15 protein-coding genes and 2 pseudogenes are annotated in these 18,073 nt (G+C 74.1%); 11 read left to right on the forward strand and 6 right to left on the reverse strand.

What is annotated here, in order from left to right:
• Positions 1-1,203: tetratricopeptide repeat protein (locus UW392_RS54395; RefSeq protein ID WP_414497571.1), on the reverse strand; the 1,203-nt coding region annotated here is incomplete at its 3' end.
• The gene (locus tag UW392_RS54400) at positions 1,173-2,714 is read right to left on the reverse strand and encodes a DUF4331 domain-containing protein (RefSeq protein ID WP_320782896.1); all 1,542 of its coding nucleotides are present in this window, start codon (positions 2,712-2,714) and stop codon (positions 1,173-1,175) included. The genes UW392_RS54395 and UW392_RS54400, both read right to left, overlap by 31 nt.
• A gap of 207 nt (positions 2,715-2,921) precedes the next feature.
• On the opposite strand from UW392_RS54400, the gene UW392_RS54405 reads away from it, so the two are divergent.
• The 3 genes from UW392_RS54405 (at position 2,922) to UW392_RS54415 (ending at position 4,672) form a co-directional block, all read left to right on the forward strand.
• Complete coding sequence (locus UW392_RS54405) at positions 2,922-3,464, forward strand: sigma-70 family RNA polymerase sigma factor (protein WP_320782897.1); 543 nt, start codon at positions 2,922-2,924, stop codon at positions 3,462-3,464.
• The gene (locus UW392_RS54410) at positions 3,461-4,276 is read left to right on the forward strand and encodes an anti-sigma factor (protein ID WP_320782898.1); all 816 of its coding nucleotides are present in this window, start codon (positions 3,461-3,463) and stop codon (positions 4,274-4,276) included. Before UW392_RS54405 ends, UW392_RS54410 begins: the two co-directional genes overlap by 4 nt.
• Positions 4,277-4,402: 126 nt before the next feature.
• Positions 4,403-4,672 (forward strand): hypothetical protein, encoded by a 270-nt coding sequence (locus tag UW392_RS54415; RefSeq protein WP_320782899.1) that lies wholly within the window; start codon positions 4,403-4,405, stop codon positions 4,670-4,672.
• 152 nt (positions 4,673-4,824) lie between these two features.
• Here UW392_RS54415 and UW392_RS54420 read toward each other — a convergent pair.
• Positions 4,825-4,914, reverse strand: a pseudogene (locus UW392_RS54420) (ABC transporter permease); the annotation flags it as partial.
• A gap of 2 nt (positions 4,915-4,916) precedes the next feature.
• On the opposite strand from UW392_RS54420, the pseudogene UW392_RS54425 reads away from it, so the two are divergent.
• Positions 4,917-5,378 (forward strand): annotated as a pseudogene (locus tag UW392_RS54425) (TetR/AcrR family transcriptional regulator C-terminal domain-containing protein); the annotation flags it as partial.
• A 52-nt stretch (positions 5,379-5,430) separates the two neighbouring features.
• On the opposite strand, the gene UW392_RS54430 reads toward UW392_RS54425, so the two are convergent.
• The 3 genes from UW392_RS54430 to hmgA form a co-directional block, all read right to left on the reverse strand.
• Complete coding sequence (locus UW392_RS54430; protein ID WP_320782900.1) at positions 5,431-6,585, reverse strand: type ISP restriction/modification enzyme; 1,155 nt, start codon at positions 6,583-6,585, stop codon at positions 5,431-5,433.
• 78 nt (positions 6,586-6,663) lie between these two features.
• Positions 6,664-7,413: a GntR family transcriptional regulator gene (locus UW392_RS54435; protein ID WP_320782901.1), complete on the reverse strand. Its 750-nt coding sequence runs from the start codon at positions 7,411-7,413 to the stop codon at positions 6,664-6,666.
• Positions 7,410-8,729 carry a homogentisate 1,2-dioxygenase gene (gene hmgA, locus UW392_RS54440; RefSeq protein WP_320782902.1) on the reverse strand — a complete coding sequence of 440 codons (1,320 nt, stop codon included), beginning with the start codon at positions 8,727-8,729 and terminating at the stop codon, positions 7,410-7,412. The genes UW392_RS54435 and hmgA overlap by 4 nt, the downstream gene beginning before the upstream one ends.
• 220 nt (positions 8,730-8,949) lie before the next feature.
• Here hmgA and UW392_RS54445 point away from each other — a divergent pair, with 220 nt between their 5' ends.
• From UW392_RS54445 to UW392_RS54475, 7 genes are all read left to right on the forward strand, one after another.
• Complete coding sequence (locus tag UW392_RS54445) at positions 8,950-9,516, forward strand: hypothetical protein (RefSeq protein ID WP_320782903.1); 567 nt, start codon at positions 8,950-8,952, stop codon at positions 9,514-9,516.
• On the forward strand, positions 9,513-10,142 hold the full coding sequence (locus UW392_RS54450) for a TetR/AcrR family transcriptional regulator (RefSeq protein ID WP_320782904.1): 630 nt from the start codon (positions 9,513-9,515) through the stop codon (positions 10,140-10,142). The genes UW392_RS54445 and UW392_RS54450 overlap by 4 nt, the downstream gene beginning before the upstream one ends.
• Before the next feature lie 171 nt (positions 10,143-10,313).
• Positions 10,314-12,545, forward strand: a complete 2,232-nt coding sequence (locus UW392_RS54455; protein WP_320782905.1) for a molybdopterin oxidoreductase family protein — start codon at positions 10,314-10,316, stop codon at positions 12,543-12,545.
• 163 nt (positions 12,546-12,708) lie between these two features.
• Positions 12,709-14,136, forward strand: a complete 1,428-nt coding sequence (locus UW392_RS54460) for a citrate:proton symporter (protein WP_320782906.1) — start codon at positions 12,709-12,711, stop codon at positions 14,134-14,136.
• A gap of 53 nt (positions 14,137-14,189) precedes the next feature.
• Positions 14,190-15,413, forward strand: coding sequence for an MFS transporter (locus tag UW392_RS54465; protein WP_320782907.1), 1,224 nt, complete (start codon positions 14,190-14,192; stop codon positions 15,411-15,413).
• Positions 15,414-15,532: 119 nt separating this feature from the next.
• On the forward strand, positions 15,533-16,921 hold the full coding sequence (locus UW392_RS54470; RefSeq protein WP_320782908.1) for an aldehyde dehydrogenase family protein: 1,389 nt from the start codon (positions 15,533-15,535) through the stop codon (positions 16,919-16,921).
• Positions 16,922-16,944: 23 nt separating this feature from the next.
• A complete protein-coding gene (locus UW392_RS54475) occupies positions 16,945-18,042 on the forward strand; it encodes a Zn-dependent alcohol dehydrogenase (protein WP_320782909.1) in 1,098 nt (365 codons plus the stop codon).
• The last annotated feature ends 31 nt before the right edge of the window (positions 18,043-18,073 follow it).

The following is an 18,073-nucleotide window of genomic DNA, read 5'->3' on the forward strand; positions in this document are numbered from 1 at the left end:
GCCGCCCGCGCGGGCCAGCGCCGTCCAGGCGTCGACCAGCGCGTACTGCTCGCGGGCGCGGGCCGCGTCGCCCCGGCCGCCGCGCTCCTCGTACAGCTCGCCGAGGGCGACCAGCGGGCCGGGCAGCGGCGAGCGGGCGACGACCCGCTCCAGGTCCGCGACGGCACCGGCCCGGTCACCGCTCGCGGCGAGGGCGCGGGCCCGGCCCTCCAGCGCGGGCAGATAGGTCTCGTCGGCAGCGAGGGCACGGGCGTAGTGCGCGAGCGCCGTCTCGTGGTCGCCGCCGGCCCAGGCGAGCCGCCCGAGCTGCGCGGCGACGTACGCCACGTCGCCCGGGGCGCGCGCGGCGGACAGGGCCTCCTCCAGCACCCGCCGGGCGGTGGCCGTGTCGCCGCGCAGCTCGCGGACGTAGGCGTACCGGGTGAAGACCGGGACGCCGGGGCGCCGGTCGTCGGCGGTGTCCGCGGCCCGCGCGGCCTCGCCGTACCGGCCCAGCTCGACGAGGGCGTCGATACGGGAGCACAGGGCGCGTTCGCTGTAGGGGTTCTGCTCCAGGGCGCGGTCCGCGCGGTCGAGGGCGCCGGAGAAGTCGTGCCGGGCGGCGGCGAGGGCGGCCTGCCCGGCGAGTGCCTGGTCGTTGCCGGGGCGCAGCTTCAGGGAGCGGGCCAGGGCCCGTCCGGACTGTGGGTAGCGCGAGGGGTCGCCCGTGGTGCGGGCCTGCTCGACGAGGGCGAGGCCGAGCGTGGCCCAGCCCTGGTGATCGCGCGGCTGGGACTTCAGGTGCGCGCGCAGCGAGGCGATGTCCGTATCGAGGTCCTCGCCGGTCGCCGTGGCGGGGACCACGGCGCCGGGCGCCGTGGACGTGGCGGGCCGGTCCCCGTCGTCGCGCAGGTCACCGACGGCGATCGCGCCCGCGGTGAGCGCCACGGCCAGCAGCGCGGCGCAGACGGCCGGCCGGACGGTCCGCCGGCGCCGGCCGGCGGTCGTCGTGGGCCGCTCGGTCGGGTCGGTCGGGCTGTCGTGCGTACGCGGGCTCATGCCCTCTCCTCGAAAAGCGCTGAAGGTGCTGCTCGGTCGTTTACGCGATGGAGGTGCGGGAGGTGCGGGAGGTACGGGGGCGCGGCCCGGGTCGTGGGGAGGCACACCGGGCCGCGCCACCGCGGCGGAACGGGTCAGCGGAGCCCGCTCCGCGTGCGGCGCCACCACAGCAGGCCGGCGCCGACCAGGGCGACACCCACCGCTCCGGCGGCAGCCGAGGCGGCGATCAGGGTGGTGTCGTCCGAGTCACCGGAGGAGGAGGTACCGGTGGGCTCCAGTGCCTCACCCAGCTGGTTGCGCACGTCGTTGTCGTCCTCGACGCCCTTGGCGCGCGGGCCGCGCGAGCCCGCCGTCGGCTCGGCCACGTACGGGAAGGACGTGCCGAACTCCTTGTCGTTGGCGTCGACCGCGTCGCCCAGGTCGTTCTTCGACCCGACCAGCTCGCCCTCGACGACCTGCAACGAGGCGTCGAGCACGTCGTCGGTCAGCCGCCGCCCGTTGGGGAAGCCCGCGTTGTCGCCGTCGAGCACCCCGAGCCGCTTGGGATCGGCGGCCGGCTTGACGGACGTGTTCAGCCGCAGTTCCTCGGCCGGGCGCACGTTCGGCGGCTGGTTGAGGCCCTCGACACCCTTGAGGAAGACGTCGACGAGGTCGTTGCGCGGCTCCTTCGGCGCCTTGATCTTGTAGATCGACTCCAGGAGCTTGGGCAGTTCCGGCTTGGTGACGTTGTCCAGGAACTGGGCGTCGTTCCAGGGCGAGTCCGCGTTGAATGTGTCCTTGTCCTCCATCGGGTTGACCACCTCGTTGACCAGCGGGTTGCCCAGCCGGGAGACCTGCTTGTAGACCCCCTGGGCGTTCTTGCGCTGGGTGGTCGACCAGATGCCGACGACCGGCTGCCCGCTCGACTCGGTGATCATCTCGGTGGGCACCTGGAGGGCGAGCGAGTTGACGTTGTAGCCCTTGAGGGTGTCCCGGCCGACCTCGGAGAGGTCCCCGCCGTACAGCAGGTCGAAGACGCGCAGGTCCAGGAAGAACGGGTCGTCGGCCTGGCCGGCGAAGGTCTGCCCGCCGCCCTGGAGCGGCTTGACCGCCTGGTCGCGCAGGTTCCCGTAGTCCGGCATCGACGCCTCGCCGACGTGCGACGGAGCCACCGGTACGTCCTCGGCGACCTTGTGCTTCGAGACGACCTTCTGGTCCCGCAGCTTGATCAGCTCTACGTCGTAGGTCTGCGTGACGTTCAGGTCCGGGTCGTCGAGCGAGGTGACCGGGCCGGTGTTGTAGAGGAACGTCTTGCCGTTCTTGGTGTGCGTCTGGAAGGTGTAGCGGAAGAGCAGCTCGCCCTGCGCGTCGCCGTTGTTGTCGATGTGCAGGTCGTACTGCGCGTCGTCGGCGAACGTATAGAAGTTCGGCCCGCCCGCCGGTTCCTCGAAGGGTATCCAGTTCGCGACAATCGTCGTCGTGTCCGGCCTGTCCGGACTGACGAACGCGTACACGTCCGTGTTGTCGTACTGCGGGGTCCCCGAGATGAGCGGGGCCTCCCGGTGGCTGGAGGCGGTGGCCGCCTCCGGTTCCAGCGCGGTGACGCCGGCGGCTGCGAGCCCCCCGGCGGCCAGCGCGCCACAGATGAGGGTGGCGACGCCCGAGCGTCCCGCACCGTTCCTGGAGATAGGTGACATGCCGTCCGTCCTCAGTGCCGACTTGCCTGACGCACGGGCATTCGGACCGGCCGCCGGGCCGGATTGGTCGGACGCGCGAAACACCGCCGGGGCGTCGGCGGGACGCGGGACGCGGGATTCACGGCGTCCCGGCCCGCGTTTTCGGCCGGCTGATCCGTAACACCGTCCGAGGACTCGGCCCGGCAGGGGCCACGGAAGGGGGGACGGGTGGAGACGGACGAACTGATGGAACGCGTCGCCGACGGTGACCAGAAAGCCTTCGAGGAGCTGTACGCGCGCGTGTCGGGGCCGGTGTTCGGCCTCGTCCGGCGGGTGGTGCGGGACGCCGCGCAGTCCGAGGAGGTGGCCCAGGAGGTACTCCTGGAGGTGTGGCGGTCGGCCGGCCGGTTCGACGCCGCGCGGGGCAGCGCCCTGTCCTGGGTGCTCACCCTGGCCCACCGCCGTGCCGTCGACCGGGTCCGCAGCGCCCGCGCGGCCGGCGAACGCGAGCAGCGCGAGGCCCGCCGCTCCCACCACCCCGCCTTCGACCAGGTCCTGGAGGAGGTCGAGGCCGGGCTCGAACGCGAGTGGGTGCGCCGCTGCCTGGACCGCCTCACCGCCCTCCAGCGCCAGTCGGTCACCCTCGCCTACTACGACGGGTACACCTACCGTGAGGTGGCGGAGCGGCTGTCGCTCCCGCTGGGCACGGTGAAGACGCGGATGCGCGACGGGCTGACCCGGCTGCGTGACTGCCTGGGGGGCGTCGCGTGAGGATCTGGGACCGGTTGCGGCGCCGGGGCGGCCCGCACTCGTTCGCCGCGCCCTACGCCCTGAACGCGCTGGAACCCGCCGAGCGCGTACGGTTCGAACGGCACCTGGAGCGCTGCGGGCGCTGCGCCGCCGAGGTGCGGCGGCTCACCGAGGACACCGTCCGCCTCGCCTGCTCCACGGCTGTGTCGCCGCCGCCGGCCCTGCGCGAGCGGGTGCTGGCCGCCGTCGCCACGACACCGCAGGAGCCCGCCACATCACCGCGGGAGTCCGCGCCGGCGCCGCGGCTCCCGCCGCACGTGTGGAACGGACGGCGGGCGCCCGGGACCCCGGCGCCCCGCCGCTCCCTGTTCGTGCCGTTCGCCACCGCCACGGCCGCCGCCGCCCTCGTCGTCGCCGCCCTCTTCGCCGTCCAGGCGGACCGTACCCGGGACGAGCTGAACGCCGAGCGGGACCGGGCGGGCGAGATCGCCGAGGTGCTCTCCGCGCCGGACGCCCGCGCGGACGCCGACCAGGACGCCCGGGGTCGCGGCATCGGAGTGGTCGCCTCCGCCGCCGAGGGGCGCGCGGTGGTGACGCTGAGCGGGTACGGCGCTCTGCCGGGCGACCGAGTGCATCAGTTGTGGCTCATGCGCCCCGGCACGCAACCGCGCTCCCTCGGCGTCTTCGCCGCCGACGCGCCCCTGATCGCCTCCGGCCTGGACCGATCCGCGTCGTCACTGGCCGTGACGGTCGAGCCGGACGGCGGTTCGGAACAGCCCACCAGCAGCCCTATTGTCCAACTCGCCCTGGAATCTGTTGGATTCGGAGAGTAGGGGGAGAGCCATGGTCAACGCCCTTGCGGGGAAGGTGAATCCTGTGACCGCGATACACGGGAGCATCGCGAGGGAGATAGGGTTAGCCTGCCCGGGCCGGGTGGACTCGTACGGGTGGGGAGTGTCATGGAACAGATAACAGTGCGCAGCAGGGCCAGGGTCCCTGCGATCACCTGCGGGAGCAGCGCGACCAGTTCGCGTCTCGACCGCCATCTCGCGGTGCTCGGCGGTCCCGCCGTGCCCCAGCGCGAGACGGTCGAGGCCACCTCGCTGATGCGGGAGCTGACCGCGCGCGAGCCCGCGCGTGAGCACAGCGGCAGGGGAGCCCGGGTCCGTCGGGTCTCGCTCTTCGCGCCGCTGCGCCGACTGCGTCGTTCGCTCTTCGGCGGGCGCTGACGCCCCGCGCTCAGGCAGCCACACCGACCCGGCGTCCAGCCGCGTCCCCGTCGTCCGTCATCCCCACGGTCCACGGTGACGCACCGGTGTGTTCCCGAGCGCGGGCGCGCCCGTCCCGGCCGACTCCCCCCACCCCGGCGGTCCGTGGGGCCCTACCGCTCGCCGTGCGCGTACCGGCGGACGGCGAGCGGCGCGAACACGGCCAGCAGCACCCCGCACCACAGCAGCGACCCGGCGACCGTCCGCAGCCAACCACGAACCGTGGGAACCGACCGGCGACTGGCGGGCCGACCTGTTCCGCGTCGCCCGCGACACCCGCGCCCTGATGCACGCCCACCCGTGGCTGCCGCGCCTGATGTCCCCGGTGTACGGCTTCAGCCCCAACGCCCTGCGCTACCTGGAGCACTGCCTGGCCTGCCTGGACCCGCTGGACGAGCCCTACGGCACCAAGATGCAGCTCATCGCGCTGGTGAACAGCGTGGTGACGACCTATGTGAGCAACGAGCTGGCCACCGCCGAGCGGACCCGCTCACTGCCCTGGTCGGCGCAGGAAGAGCAGAACGCCCGGATCGCCTACCTCGGCTCGCAGCTCTCGGGCGGCGCCTATCCGCGGCTGGCGGCGTCCTTCACCGAGGACGCGGGCCCCATCGACCTGGAGGCGGTGTTCGAGGAGGCGCTGCGGCGGGTGCTGAACGGGTTCGGGTAGTGCCTGAACGGGTTCGGGTAGCGCCCGCGTGCGCCCCCGGGCGCCGGGGCGCTCACACCAGGACCAACTGGCCCTCGGGTCCCTCCTCGTGACCGTCCAGCACGGAGGCCGGGGCACGGGACGGGGCCGGCGGCGGCAGGACGCCCGCCGCGCGCAGCTCCGCCGCGGTGATCCGGTCCGGCACCGTGAACGCGGCCCGCTCCGCCCGGACCTCGGCGAGCAGGGCCAGTACCGTGATCAGCTCAAGCAGCTCCGAGGTCCAGCTCTGCGGCCAGGCGGCCGGACGGATCGCGGAGAGCGTGCCCGGCTCGCCCCCGGCGGTGCGCGCCGCGAACCACCGCTCCAGCACCCGGGTGCCGCCCGCCTCGAACTCCCAGGCGTCCGGCGGCACCGGGGAGACGCGGCCCTCGTCGAGGCGCAGGACCTCCTCGTCCCGGTCGTACTCCAGGGTCAGCGGGCGCGGCGGCAGCGGCGCGCGGACGTACGGGCGGCGCCCGCCCGGCAGCTTGGGCCGCTCGCCGTCCCGCCGCAGCAGCCAGAGCGCGCGGCGGCCGAGCCGCACACCGTGCTCCCACAGCTCGGGATCGGCGGTCAGGGGGACCGCCGACGTCTCCCGTGCCGCCGTCAGCGTCCAGGCCAGGACGTCCAGCGGAGCGGGCCGGGTGCCGAGCCGGGCCGCCAGGTGGTCGAGGAGCCCCGGGGCCAGATTGGGTTCCGTGCCGCCGGGACGGCGGTAGAGGGGGCGGACGCGGCCGGGGCCGAAGAGCGGGAGCAGCGACGTCGCCAGCAGCGGATCGGGCCCGTCCGGCGTCTCCACGGCGAACACCTGCCGCGCGTCCGCCACCCGCCACAGCTCGGGACGGGCCGCGTCGATCAGCCGGTGGTCCGGGACGAGCCACTGTTCGTCGAAGGGCGCGCGCAGCACCCGGACCGGCTCCGCGCACGGCCCCGAGGCGCGCTCCAGCCGCTCCGTGCCCGCCGCGACACCCGGCAGCCGTCCGACCGCCGTGCGCGTGGTCCGGGACCGCGACGGCTCCAGCAGGGCCGCCCGGTCCGGTCCCTCGGCTTTCAGCAGGGCGTCCCAGCGGGCCTTCAGGGACGCCGCGTCGGGAGCCGCCGGCCAGCTCCGGCCGAGCCGGAGCGGTGCGACGGACCACGGCATGAGGTCCGCCAGCGGCGGCGCGTCGTCGTGCGTCACGCTGGGCATCGTACGACGGCCCGCCGGTCCCGCAGGAGGCGTCCAGGGTGACGGAGGCTCTGTGGAGGTCCGGAGGTCCGGAGGGCCTCAGGAGGCGTCCAGGGTGACGGAGAAGGAGAAGCGGTCCCCGCGGTAGTGGATGACGGCCACGTCCAGCACCCGTCCCGCCGCGTCCCGGGTGACGCCCGTGTAGTGCAGGATCGGGCTGAGCAGCGGTACGCGCAGGAGCCGGGACGTCTCCGGGTCCGCGAGCCGCGCCTCCACGGTGTCCGTGATGCGGCCGATGTCCACGCCCACCACGTCCCGCAGCACCTTCGTCATCGGCATCCGGGCGAGGTCGTCGGGGTCGATCCGGGCGGCGAGTTCGGGACGGACGTAGTTGCGGGCGTGGTTGGTCGGCTCGCCCGTCTCCTCGTCGCCGCGGAGCCGGTGGTACGTCGCCACCTCGGCCAGGTCCGGGAAGAGGTCGACGAATCCGGCGGGCACCGGATCCCTGCCGCGCCCCAGCAGTTCGCTGCGCATCCCCGACTGCTGGGCCACGATGGCGTCCACCGAGCCCAGCAGCCGCACCGGTGCCGTCCGCGCGACGTGCGGCTCGATGAACGTGCCGCGCCGCCGGTGCCGGGTGATCAGCCCCTCCTCCTCCAGTTCCTTCAGCGCCTGCCGCATGGTGAGCACGCTGACGCCGTAGTGCCCGGCGAGCTGCTCCTCGGTGGGCAGGCGCAGCGGGTCCCGGGGCGTGCGGCCGAGTATGGAGGCGCGCAGCGACTGCGAGACCTGGTACCAGAGCGGCAGCTTGCGGTTGAGGACGAGGGAGTCCGGAGCGAAGAAGGTCACGGGTGGAAGTGTCGCCGCAGTCCCCGCCACACGTCGTCGTACCCCTGCTGGAGGTGGGGCGCTCCGGCGGCCCCGGGCGTCAGCGTGACGGGCCACCGCGTCTCGAACATGAACGCCAGCCCGTCGTCGACCTTCTGCGGCCGCAGCTCGGCGGCGCTCGCCCGCTCGAACGTCTCCCGGTCCGGACCGTGCGCCGACATCATGTTGTGCAGCGAGCCGCCGCCCGGCACGAAGCCCCCCGCACCGGCCGTCTTCGCGTCGTAGGCGCCCTCGATCAGCCCCATGTACTCGCTCATCACGTTGCGGTGGAAGTACGGCGGCCGGAAGGTGTCCTCGCCCACCAGCCAGCGCGGCACGAACGCCACGAAATCCACGCCGGCGAGGCCCGGGGTGTCCGACGGGGAGGTGAGCACGGTGAAGACCGACGGATCCGGGTGGTCGTAGGAGATCGACCCGAGGGCGTTGAAACGGCGCAGGTCGTAGACGTACGGGACGTGGTTGCCGTGCCAGGCGACGACATCGAGCGGGGAGTGGTCGTACACCGCCCGCCAGAGGTTGCCGCAGAACTTGGTGACCACCTCCACCGGGCCCTCGACATCCTCGTAGGCGGCCGTCGGGGCGCGGAAGTCCCGCGGGTTGGCCAGGCCGTTGGCGCCGATCGGGCCGAGGTCGGGGAGGCGGAACGGGGCGCCGTAGTTCTCGCAGACGTAGCCGCGGGCGGTGGCGTCCAGCGGTTCCACCCGGAACCGGACGCCGCGCGGGACCAGCGCGACGTGGCCGGGCTCGGCGTGCAGCGCGCCGAACTCCGTGCGCAGCAGCAGGCCGCCCCGCTCCGGCACGATCAGCAGCTCGCCGTCGGCGTCGCCGAACACCCGCTCCATGGAGGCGTTGGCGTGGTAGAGGTGCACGGCCGTGCCGGTGCGCTGCGCGGCGTCGCCGTTGCCGCCGAGCGTCCACAGGCCCGCCAGGAAGTCCGTGCCGGCGGGCGGCGCGGGCAGCGGGTCCCAGCGCAGCCGGTTGGGGTCCGGGACGGACTCCGTGAAGGGCGCGGTGCGCAGCGCGCCGTTGTCCGCGCGGGTGAACGCCGGGTGCGCGGCGGACGGGCGGATGCGGTAGAGCCACGAGCGCCGGTTGTGCGCCCGGGGCTCGGTGAACGCCGAGCCGCTCAGCTGCTCCGCGTACAGGCCGAGCGGCGCCCGCTGCGGGGAGTTGCGGCCCTCAGGGAGGGCCCCCGGCTCCGCCTCCGAGCTGTGCTCGTTGCCGAACCCGGAGAGGTAGGCCAGCCGCTCCGCGGTCTTCCGCGCGTCCCCGCTCATGGTCGCCCCTTCACGCCGATTCCTATGGGGAACCGTAGGATTGCTGCCCCGGCCGCGCAAGAGGTGTGCGTGGGACCGCCTCCGCGTGGGGGAGGTGCGCGCGGAGGCGGTTCGCGCGGAAGAGGTGCGCGCGGAGGTGGTCCGGGTCCCCCGTGGGGATGACCGGAACCCGACCCCCGGGGGATTCGGCCGGTCGGACTCGTGTTCTACGCTCCCGGACATGGCGTGGACGCGGAGGAGGACTGCCGCGCTCGCGGTCTGTGTCCTGCTGCTGACCGGATCCGCGGGCTGCGGCTCGGGCGGTGGGGACGGCCCCGGACGGTCGGCGACGACCGCGTCCGCGGGACGGCTCCTCGACGACACCGACGAGGACGGCCGGCGGCTGCGGCAGGTTGACGCGGAGGGCGCGCCGGAGGTCGGCATCGAGGTGCAGCCCGAGGCCGGCGCCGAGTGGGACGTGACGCTGACCGTCCGCAACTTCCGCTTCTCGCCCGCGGGCACGCGGACCGAGGCGGTGGGCGGCCGGGGACTGGCCTACCTCTACGTCGACGGCGAACTGGTCAGCCGGCTGCGCGCCCCCGAGTACCGGCTGGCCGCCGCCCTGGTGCCGCGCGGCACCCACCACGTCACGGTCCGCCTGTACGCCGACGACGCCACGGTGTGGGCGGTGGACGGCGAGCCGGTGGAGAGCACGGCGGACATCACGGCGTCCGAACCGGAGGCCACGGGGGAGGACTCCGCCGCCGGGCACCCCCGTACGGCGGCCGGCGCCGGGGAGGCATCATGAACGGCGTGCCCCACGCGACCTCGCTCCGCCGCGCCCCCGTCCAGCGGCGCAGTGCCGAACGGCTGACCAGGATCCTCGACGCCTGCGCCGACCTCCTCGACGAGGTCGGCTACGACGAGCTGAGCACCCGGGCCGTCGCCCAGCGCGCGGGCGTCCCCATCGGCTCGGTGTACCGCTTCTTCGGCAACAAGCGGCAGATGGCCGACGCCCTGGCCGCGCGCAACCTGGAGCGCTACGCGCAGCGCGTCACCGAGCGCCTCGAGAACGCCGCCGGCGGCGACTGGCGCGCGGCGCTGGACGCCGTCCTCGACGAGTACCTCGCGATGAAGCGGACCGCCCCCGGCTTCTCCCTGATCGACTTCGGCAACCAGATACCGGTCGGCGACCGTCAGGCCGCCCCCAACCACCGTGTCGCCGACCGCCTCACCGACCTGCTGGCCGGCACCCTGAAGCGCCGTCCCGACGACGATCTGCGCCGCACGTTCCTGGTCGCCGTCGAGACCGCCGACACCCTGGTCCAGCTCGCCTTCCGGGTCGCGCCGGACGGCGACGAGAAGATCATCGAAGAGGCCCGGGAGCTGCTGCGGGCCTATCTGAGCCGGGTGCTGGACCAGCCGGCGCCGTAAAACATCGCAGTCGGCGCCGTAGAACACCCCACCCGGCGCCGTAGAACACCGCACACGACAGTTCACCGTAAGACACCTCCCGGGCATGCGTACCGGTCGGTATGCTCGGCGTCGGTCCCACGTCCCACGTCCCAAGCCCCGCGCCACCGCAGCCGCCTCCCGGGAGGACCCGTGACCCGCACCGCCCCGCGTATCTGCCCCCTGTGCGAGGCCACCTGTGGCCTGACCCTGACCATCGAGGGGCCGCGGGTCACCGCCGCCCGCGGTGACCGCGACGACGTCTTCAGCCGGGGATTCGTCTGCCCGAAGGGCGCCTCCTTCGGAGCCCTCGACTCCTCCCCTGACCGGCTCCGCACCCCCCTGGTGCGGCGCGACGGCCGGCTGCGCGAGGCGAGCTGGGAGGAGGCGTTCGCCGCGGTCGCCGACGGAATCCGGCCGCTGACCGAGCGGTACGGACCGCAGACCGTGGGCGTCGTCCTAGGCAACCCCAACGTGCACACCGTGGCCGGCAACCTCTACCCGCCGCTCCTCATCGGCGCCCTCGGCACCCGCAACGTCTTCACCGCCTCCACGCTCGACCAGATGCCCAAGCACGTCTCCAGCGGCCTGCTCTTCGGCGACGCCAACGCCATCCCCGTGCCCGACCTCGACCGCACCGACCACCTCCTCGTCATCGGCGCCAACCCCCTGGAGTCCAACGGCAGTCTCTGCACCGCCCCCGACTTCCCCGGCCGCCTCAAGGCGCTGCGGGCCCGCGGCGGCACCCTCACCGTCGTCGACCCGCGCCGCACCCGCACCGCGCGCCTCGCCGACCGGCACGTCGCGATCCGCCCCGGCACCGACGCGCTGCTGCTGGCCGCCGTGGCCCACGTCCTGTTCGCCGAGGGCCTGACCGACCTCGGCGACCTGACCCCCCACGTCGAGGGCGTCGGCGAACTCCGCGCCGCGCTCGCGGAGTTCACCCCCGAGGCGGTCGCCCCGGCCTGTGACGTGGACGCCGGCACCACCCGCGCCCTCGCCCGCGAACTGGCCGCCGCGCCCACCGCCGCCGTCTACGCCCGCATCGGCAGCTGCACCGTCGCGCACGGCACCCTCGCCAGCTGGCTCGTCGACGTCCTCAACGTCCTCACGGGCAACCTCGACCGGCCCGGCGGCGCGCTCTTCCCGCAGGCCGCCACCGACCGGACCCCGCGCCCCGCCGGACCGGGCCGCGGCTTCGAACTCGGCCGCTGGCGCTCCCGGGTCAGCGGCCACCCCGAGGCCAAGGGGGAGCTGCCGCTCGCCGCGCTCGCCGAGGAGATCGACACCGCGACGGCCGAGGGCGAGCCGATCCGCGCGCTCGTCGCCGTCGCCGCCAACCCCGTGCTCTCCGCCCCCGACGGCGACCGCCTCGACAAGGCACTGGACTCCCTGGACTTCATGGTCGCCGTCGGCCCCTATCTCGACGAGACCGCCCGCCACGCCCACGTCGTGCTGCCGCCGCCCCCGCCCGCGCAGAGCCCGCACCACGACTTCGCGCTCAACACCCTCGCCATCCGCAACCAGGTCCGCCACACCCGCGCGGCCGTCCCCCTGGAAGCCGGCCGCATGGCCGAGACCGAGATCATGGCCCGGCTGGTCCTCGCCGTCACCGGCCGCGACGGCACCGATCCCGCCGCCGTCGACGCGCTGGTCGTGGAGCAGACCCTCGGCCGGGCGGTCCGCGAACCGCACTCCCCGGTGCACGGCCGCGACCCCCGCGAGCTGGCCGCGCTCCTCACCGGCGCCGACGGCCCCGAGCGACGGCTCGACCTGATGCTCCGCCTCGGCCCGTACGGTGACGGCTTCGGCGCCCGCCCCGACGGACTCAACCTGGACCGGCTCCTCGCCCACCCGCACGGCATCGACCTCGGCCCGCTCCGCCCGCGCCTGCCCCAGCCGCTCAGGACCCGCAGCGGCAAGGTGGAACTCCTGCCGGAGCCCATCGCCGCCGACCTGCCCCGGCTGCGGCGCGCCCTGGCCGACCGCCCCGCCGGACTGCTCCTGGTCGGCCGCCGCCACCTGCGCTCCAACAACAGCTGGATGCACAACATCCCGGCGCTGACCGGCGGTTCCAATCGCTGCACCCTGCACATCCACCCCGTGGACGCGGCCCGGCTCGGCGTCGGCGACGGGACGGCGGTGCGGGTCAAGGGCGCCGGCGGAGAGGTGACCGCCGCCGCCGAGGTCACCGACGGCGTACGGCCCGGCGTCGTGAGCCTGCCGCACGGCTGGGGCCACGACCGCCCCGGCACCCGCCTCGGCCACGCCGCGACCGACCCCGGTGTCAACGTCAACCAGCTCCTCGACGGCAGCCTGCTCGACCCGCTCTCGGGCAACGCCGTCCTCAACGGAGTGCCGGTGGAACTCACCCCGACCTCGTGACTCGTGACGTGTAACCCGTGACCCGTGACCAGGAGTTTTGCGCTTATTGCTCGCGTGTCAACATCTTGTTAACGCCGCTTCACCGCACCTAACGTCATCGCACCGCCGACCCCTGCCGGACGGCGGCGCGGCTGTTCAACGGCGAACGTTAGGTACTCCCTCCATGCTGACCATCCTCGGCTTCGCCATGATCGCGACCTTCCTGGTCCTGATCATGCTGAAGAAGATGTCGCCGATCGCGGCGCTCGTGCTGATCCCCGCGCTGTTCTGCGTGATCGTCGGCAAGGGCGCCCACCTCGGCGACTACGTCATCGACGGCGTGTCCAGCCTCGCGCCGACCGCGGCCATGCTGATGTTCGCCATCGTCTACTTCGGGGTGATGATCGACGTCGGCCTCTTCGACCCGGTCGTCCGGGCGATCCTCAGGTTCTGCAAGGCGGACCCGATGCGGATCGTCGTCGGCACCGCGCTGCTCGCCGCGATCGTCTCCCTGGACGGCGACGGCTCCACCACCTTCATGATCACGGTGTCGGCGATGTACCCGCTGTACAAGCGCCTGAAGATGAGCCTGGTCGTCATGACCGGCGTCGCGGCCATGGCCAACGGCGTGATGAACACGCTGCCCTGGGGCGGCCCCACCGCCCGCGCCGCCACCGCCCTCAAGGTGGACGCCACCGACATCTTCGTGCCGATGATCCCGGCGCTCGCCGTCGGCCTGCTCTTCGTCATTGTCCTCGCCTACGTCCTCGGGGTGCGCGAACGCCGCCGGGTCGGCACGCTCACCCTGGACGAGGCGCCGGTGGAGGAGAAGGAGAAGGAGAGGGAGAAGGAGAAGGAGACGGTGCTGGTGGGCGTGGGCGGGGGCGGGGGCGGGGGCGGGGGCGCCGCCGAGGGTACGCGTACGGCCCGTACCGGCGGCCTCCCCGACGAGCCCGCCGCCGCCGGCGGCTTCCAGGGCCTCGACCCGGACCGGCCCACCCTGCGCCCCAAGCTGTACTGGTTCAACGCGCTGCTCACCGTCACGCTGCTCACCGCCATGATCATGGAGCTGCTGCCGATCCCGGTGCTGTTCCTGCTCGGCGCCGCGCTCGCGCTCACCGTCAACTTCCCGCACATGCCGGACCAGAAGGCCCGCCTCGCCGCCCACGCCGACAACGTCCTCAACGTCTCCGGCATGGTCTTCGCCGCCGCCGTCTTCACCGGTGTCCTCACCGGCACCGGCATGGTCGACCACATGGCCGAGTGGCTGGTCGGCGCTGTCCCCGAGGCGATGGGCCCGCACATGGCCCTGGTCACCGGCGTGCTGAGCCTGCCGCTCACGTACTTCATGTCCAACGACGGCTTCTACTTCGGTGTCCTGCCCGTCCTTGCCGAGGCCGGCCAGGCCCACGGCGTGTCGAGTCTGGAGATCGCCCGCGCCTCGATCGTCGGCCAGCCGCTGCACATGTCCAGCCCGCTCGTCCCCGCCGTGTACGTGCTGGTCGGCATGGCGAAGGTCGAGTTCGGCGACCACACGCGGTTCGTCGTGAAGTGGGCAGCCCTGACCTGCCTGGTCGTTCTCGGGGCGGGCATCCTGTTCGGGATCGTCTGACGTATCCGTACGCTCGGCGATTCCACCCCGAACAGCATTCAGGAGGTACGCCCATGAGGCCCGGCGGCAACCGCGGCTGGCTGCTCCGGCTCGTCATCGCCTTCGCCTTCGCCCAGGGCGCGGTGTCGATGGCCCGGCCCGCCGTCTCCTACCGGGCCCTGGCGCTCGGCGCCGACGAACGGGCGGTCGGTGTGATCGCCGGTGTCTACGCCCTGCTGCCGCTCTTCGCCGCCGTTCCCCTCGGCCGCCGTACCGACCACGGCCGCTGCGCGCCGCTGCTGCCGGCCGGAGTAGTGCTCATATCCGCGGGCTGCGCGCTCAGCGGGGCCGCCGGGTCCCTGTGGACGATGGCGCTGTGGAGCGGCGTCATGGGCCTGGGTCACCTGTGCTTCGTGATCGGCGCGCAGTCGCTGGTCGCCCGCCAGTCCGCGCCGCACGAACAGGACCGCAACTTCGGCCACTTCACCATCGGCGCGTCCCTCGGCCAGCTGGTCGGCCCCGTCGCGGCGGGCGCGCTGATCGGCGGCCCCGACATGGCCCGCAGCAGCGCGCTGGCCCTGCTGGTGGCGGGCGCGGGAGCGGCGGTGGCGTTCACGTCGCTGTGGCGCATAGAGGACCGTGCGGCCCTCACCTCGCGCGGCGCGGCGGGCGACCGGGTGCCCGTGGGACGCATCCTGCGCGCCCGGGGCGTGCCCGCGGGCATGCTGATCAGCCTCTCCGTGCTCTCCGCGACCGACGTCCTCACCGCCTATCTGCCGGTGGTCGGCGAGCACCGGGGGATCGCGCCCTCGGTGATCGGCCTCCTGCTCAGCCTGCGGGCGGCGGCCACCATCGCCTGCCGGCTGGTGCTGACGCCGCTGCTGCGGGTGGTCGGCCGCACCCTGCTGCTCACCCTCACCTGTCTGCTGGCGGCCGTGCTGTGCGTGGGGGTCGCGCTGCCGGTGCCGGTCTGGGCGCTCGGCGCGATGCTCCTGGTCCTCGGCTTCTGCCTCGGCGTGGGCCAGCCGCTGTCCATGACGACGGTCGTCCAGGCGGCCCCCGCCGAGGCGCGCTCGACGGCCCTCGCGCTGCGCCTCACCGGCAACCGCCTCGGCCAGGTCGCCGCCCCCGCCGCCGCGGGCCTGATCGCCGGTCTCGCGGGCGTCGCGGCCCCGTTCGTGATGCTGGGCGGCCTGCTCGTGCTCTCCGCGGGCGTGGCCCTGCGGGCCCCGTCCCGGCCGGCGGACGCGGCGACCGGCGACGGGCACCGGCCCAGGACCCGGTCCCGGGCCGGGTGAGCCGCGCCGTAGGGCAGACCCGGGCCGGGTGAGCCGCGCCATAGGGGAGCCTCTGGTGTCAGAAAACTAACGGCGCTAGTTTGGGCGTCGGACGACGACGCCCGCCCGGAGGGAACGCGATGAAGGCACAGGACGGCATGTACATCGACGGCGCCTGGCGGCCCGCGGCGAGCCGGGACACGATCGCGGTCGTGAACCCGGCCGACGAGCAGGTGATCGGCCGCGTCCCGGCCGGTGACGCCCAGGACGTCGACGCGGCGGTACGGGCCGCCCGCGCCGCCCTGGCCGGCTGGGCCGCCACCCCGCCCGCCGCACGGGCCGCCCGGCTCACCGCCCTGCGCGACGCGCTGCTGGCCCGCAAGGACGAGATCGCCGAGACGGTCACCGCGGAGCTGGGCTCCCCGCTGTCCTTCTCCCAGGCGGTGCACGCGGGCGTGCCGATCGCCGTGGCCGGCTCCTACGCCGAACTGGCCGCGACGTACGCCTTCGAGGAGAAGGTCGGCAACTCCACCGTCTACCAGGAGCCGGTCGGTGTCGTCGGCGCCATCACCCCCTGGAACTATCCGCTGCACCAGATCGTCGCCAAGGTCGCCCCGGCGCTCGCGGCCGGCTGCACCGTCGTACTGAAGCCCGCCGAGGACACCCCGCTGGTCGCCCAGCTCTTCGCCGAGGCGGTCCACGAGGCCGGCGTCCCGGCGGGCGTCTTCAACCTGGTCACCGGCATCGGCGCGGTCGCGGGCCAGGCGCTCGCCGAGCACCCCGGCGTCGACCTGGTCTCCTTCACCGGCTCCACGGCCGTCGGCCGGCGCATCGGCGCGACGGCGGGCGCCGCCGTGAAGCGCGTCGCCCTCGAACTCGGCGGCAAGTCGGCCAACGTCGTCCTGCCCTCCGCCGACCTCGCCAAGGCGGTCAACGTCGGCGTCGCCAACGTCATGTCCAACTCCGGCCAGACGTGCAGCGCCTGGACCCGCATGCTGGTCCACCGCGACCAGTACGACGCGGCCGTCGAACTGGCCACGGCCGCCGCCGCCAAGTACGGCGAGCGCATCGGCCCGGTCGTCAACGACGGACAGCGCCAGCGGGTCCGCGGCTACATCGAGAAGGGCGTCGCCGAGGGCGCCCGGCTCGTCGCCGGCGGCCCCGACGCCCCGCGCGACCAGGGCTACTACGTCCGCCCCACCGTCTTCGCCGACGTCACGCCGGACATGACCATCGCCCAGGAGGAGATCTTCGGCCCGGTCCTGTCGATCCTGCGCTACGAGGACGAGGACGACGCCCTCCGCATCGCCAACGGCACGGTCTACGGGCTGGCCGGCGCCGTCTGGGCCGGGGACGACGCGGAGGCCGTCGCCTTCGCCCGCCGGATGGAGACCGGGCAGGTCGACATCAACGGCGGCCGGTTCAACCCGCTCGCCCCCTTCGGCGGCTACAAGCAGTCGGGCGTGGGCCGCGAGCTGGGCGCGCACGGCCTCGCCGAGTACCTCCAGACCAAGTCCCTCCAGTTCTGAAGCCCCAGGGGAGTCAGTCCACCATGGCCGTCCGTACTGCCGTCCGCGCCGCCGTAGTACCCGCCGTCGGCGCTCCGCTGGAGATCACCGGGATCGAGCTGCCCGAACCCGGCCCCGGCCAGGTCCGGGTACGGCTCACCGCCGCCGGCGTCTGCCACTCCGACCTGTCGCTGTCCAACGGCACCATGCGGGTGCCGCTGCCCGCCGTCCTCGGCCACGAGGGCGCCGGGACCGTCGTCGCCGTCGGGGACGGCGTCACCCACGTCGCGCCCGGTGACGCCGTCGTCCTCAACTGGGCGCCGTCCTGCGGCTCCTGCCACGCCTGCTCGCTCGGCGAGGTGTGGCTGTGCGCCGACGCCCTGTCCGGCGCCGGGGCGGTGCACGCCCGCCGCGCGGACGACGGCACGGAGCTGTACCCCGGCCTGAACGTCGCCGCGTTCGCCGAGGAGACGGTGGTACGGGCGTCCTGCGTCCTGCCCGCTCCCGAGGGAGTGCCGCTCGCCGACGCGGCACTGCTCGGCTGCGCCGTCCTCACCGGCTACGGTGCCGTGCACCACTCGGCGAAGGTCAGGCCCGGCGAGACGGTCGCCGTCTTCGGCGCCGGGGGAGTGGGCCTCGCCACCCTCCAGGCCGCGCGCATCGCCGGGGCGTCGAAGATCGTCGCCGTCGACGTCTCTCCCGAGAAGGAGGAGCTGGCCCGCGCCGCCGGCGCCACCGACTATCTCATCGCCTCCGACACCACCGCCCGGGAGATCCGCGGCCTGACCGGCAAGCAGGGCGTGGACGTGGCCGTGGAGTGCGTGGGGCGCGCGGCCACCATCCGCGCCGCCTGGGACTCCACCCGGCGCGGCGGCCGCACCTCCGTCGTCGGCATCGGCGGCAAGGACCAGCAGGTCACCTTCAACGCCCTGGAGATCTTCCACTGGGGCCGCACCCTCGCCGGCTGCGTCTACGGCAACTGCGACCCGGCCCGCGACCTCCCGGTCCTCGCCGACCACGTCCGCACCGGCCGCCTGGACCTCGGCGCCCTGGTCACCGAACGCATCCCCCTGGACGGAATCCCGGCGGCCTTCGACAACATGCTGACGGGAAAGGGCGCCCGAGCACTGGTCATCTTCTGACCGCCCCGGGGCGTCCCGGGGCGGCCAGTCC

This window comes from Streptomyces sp. CRN 30, assembly GCF_034105845.1.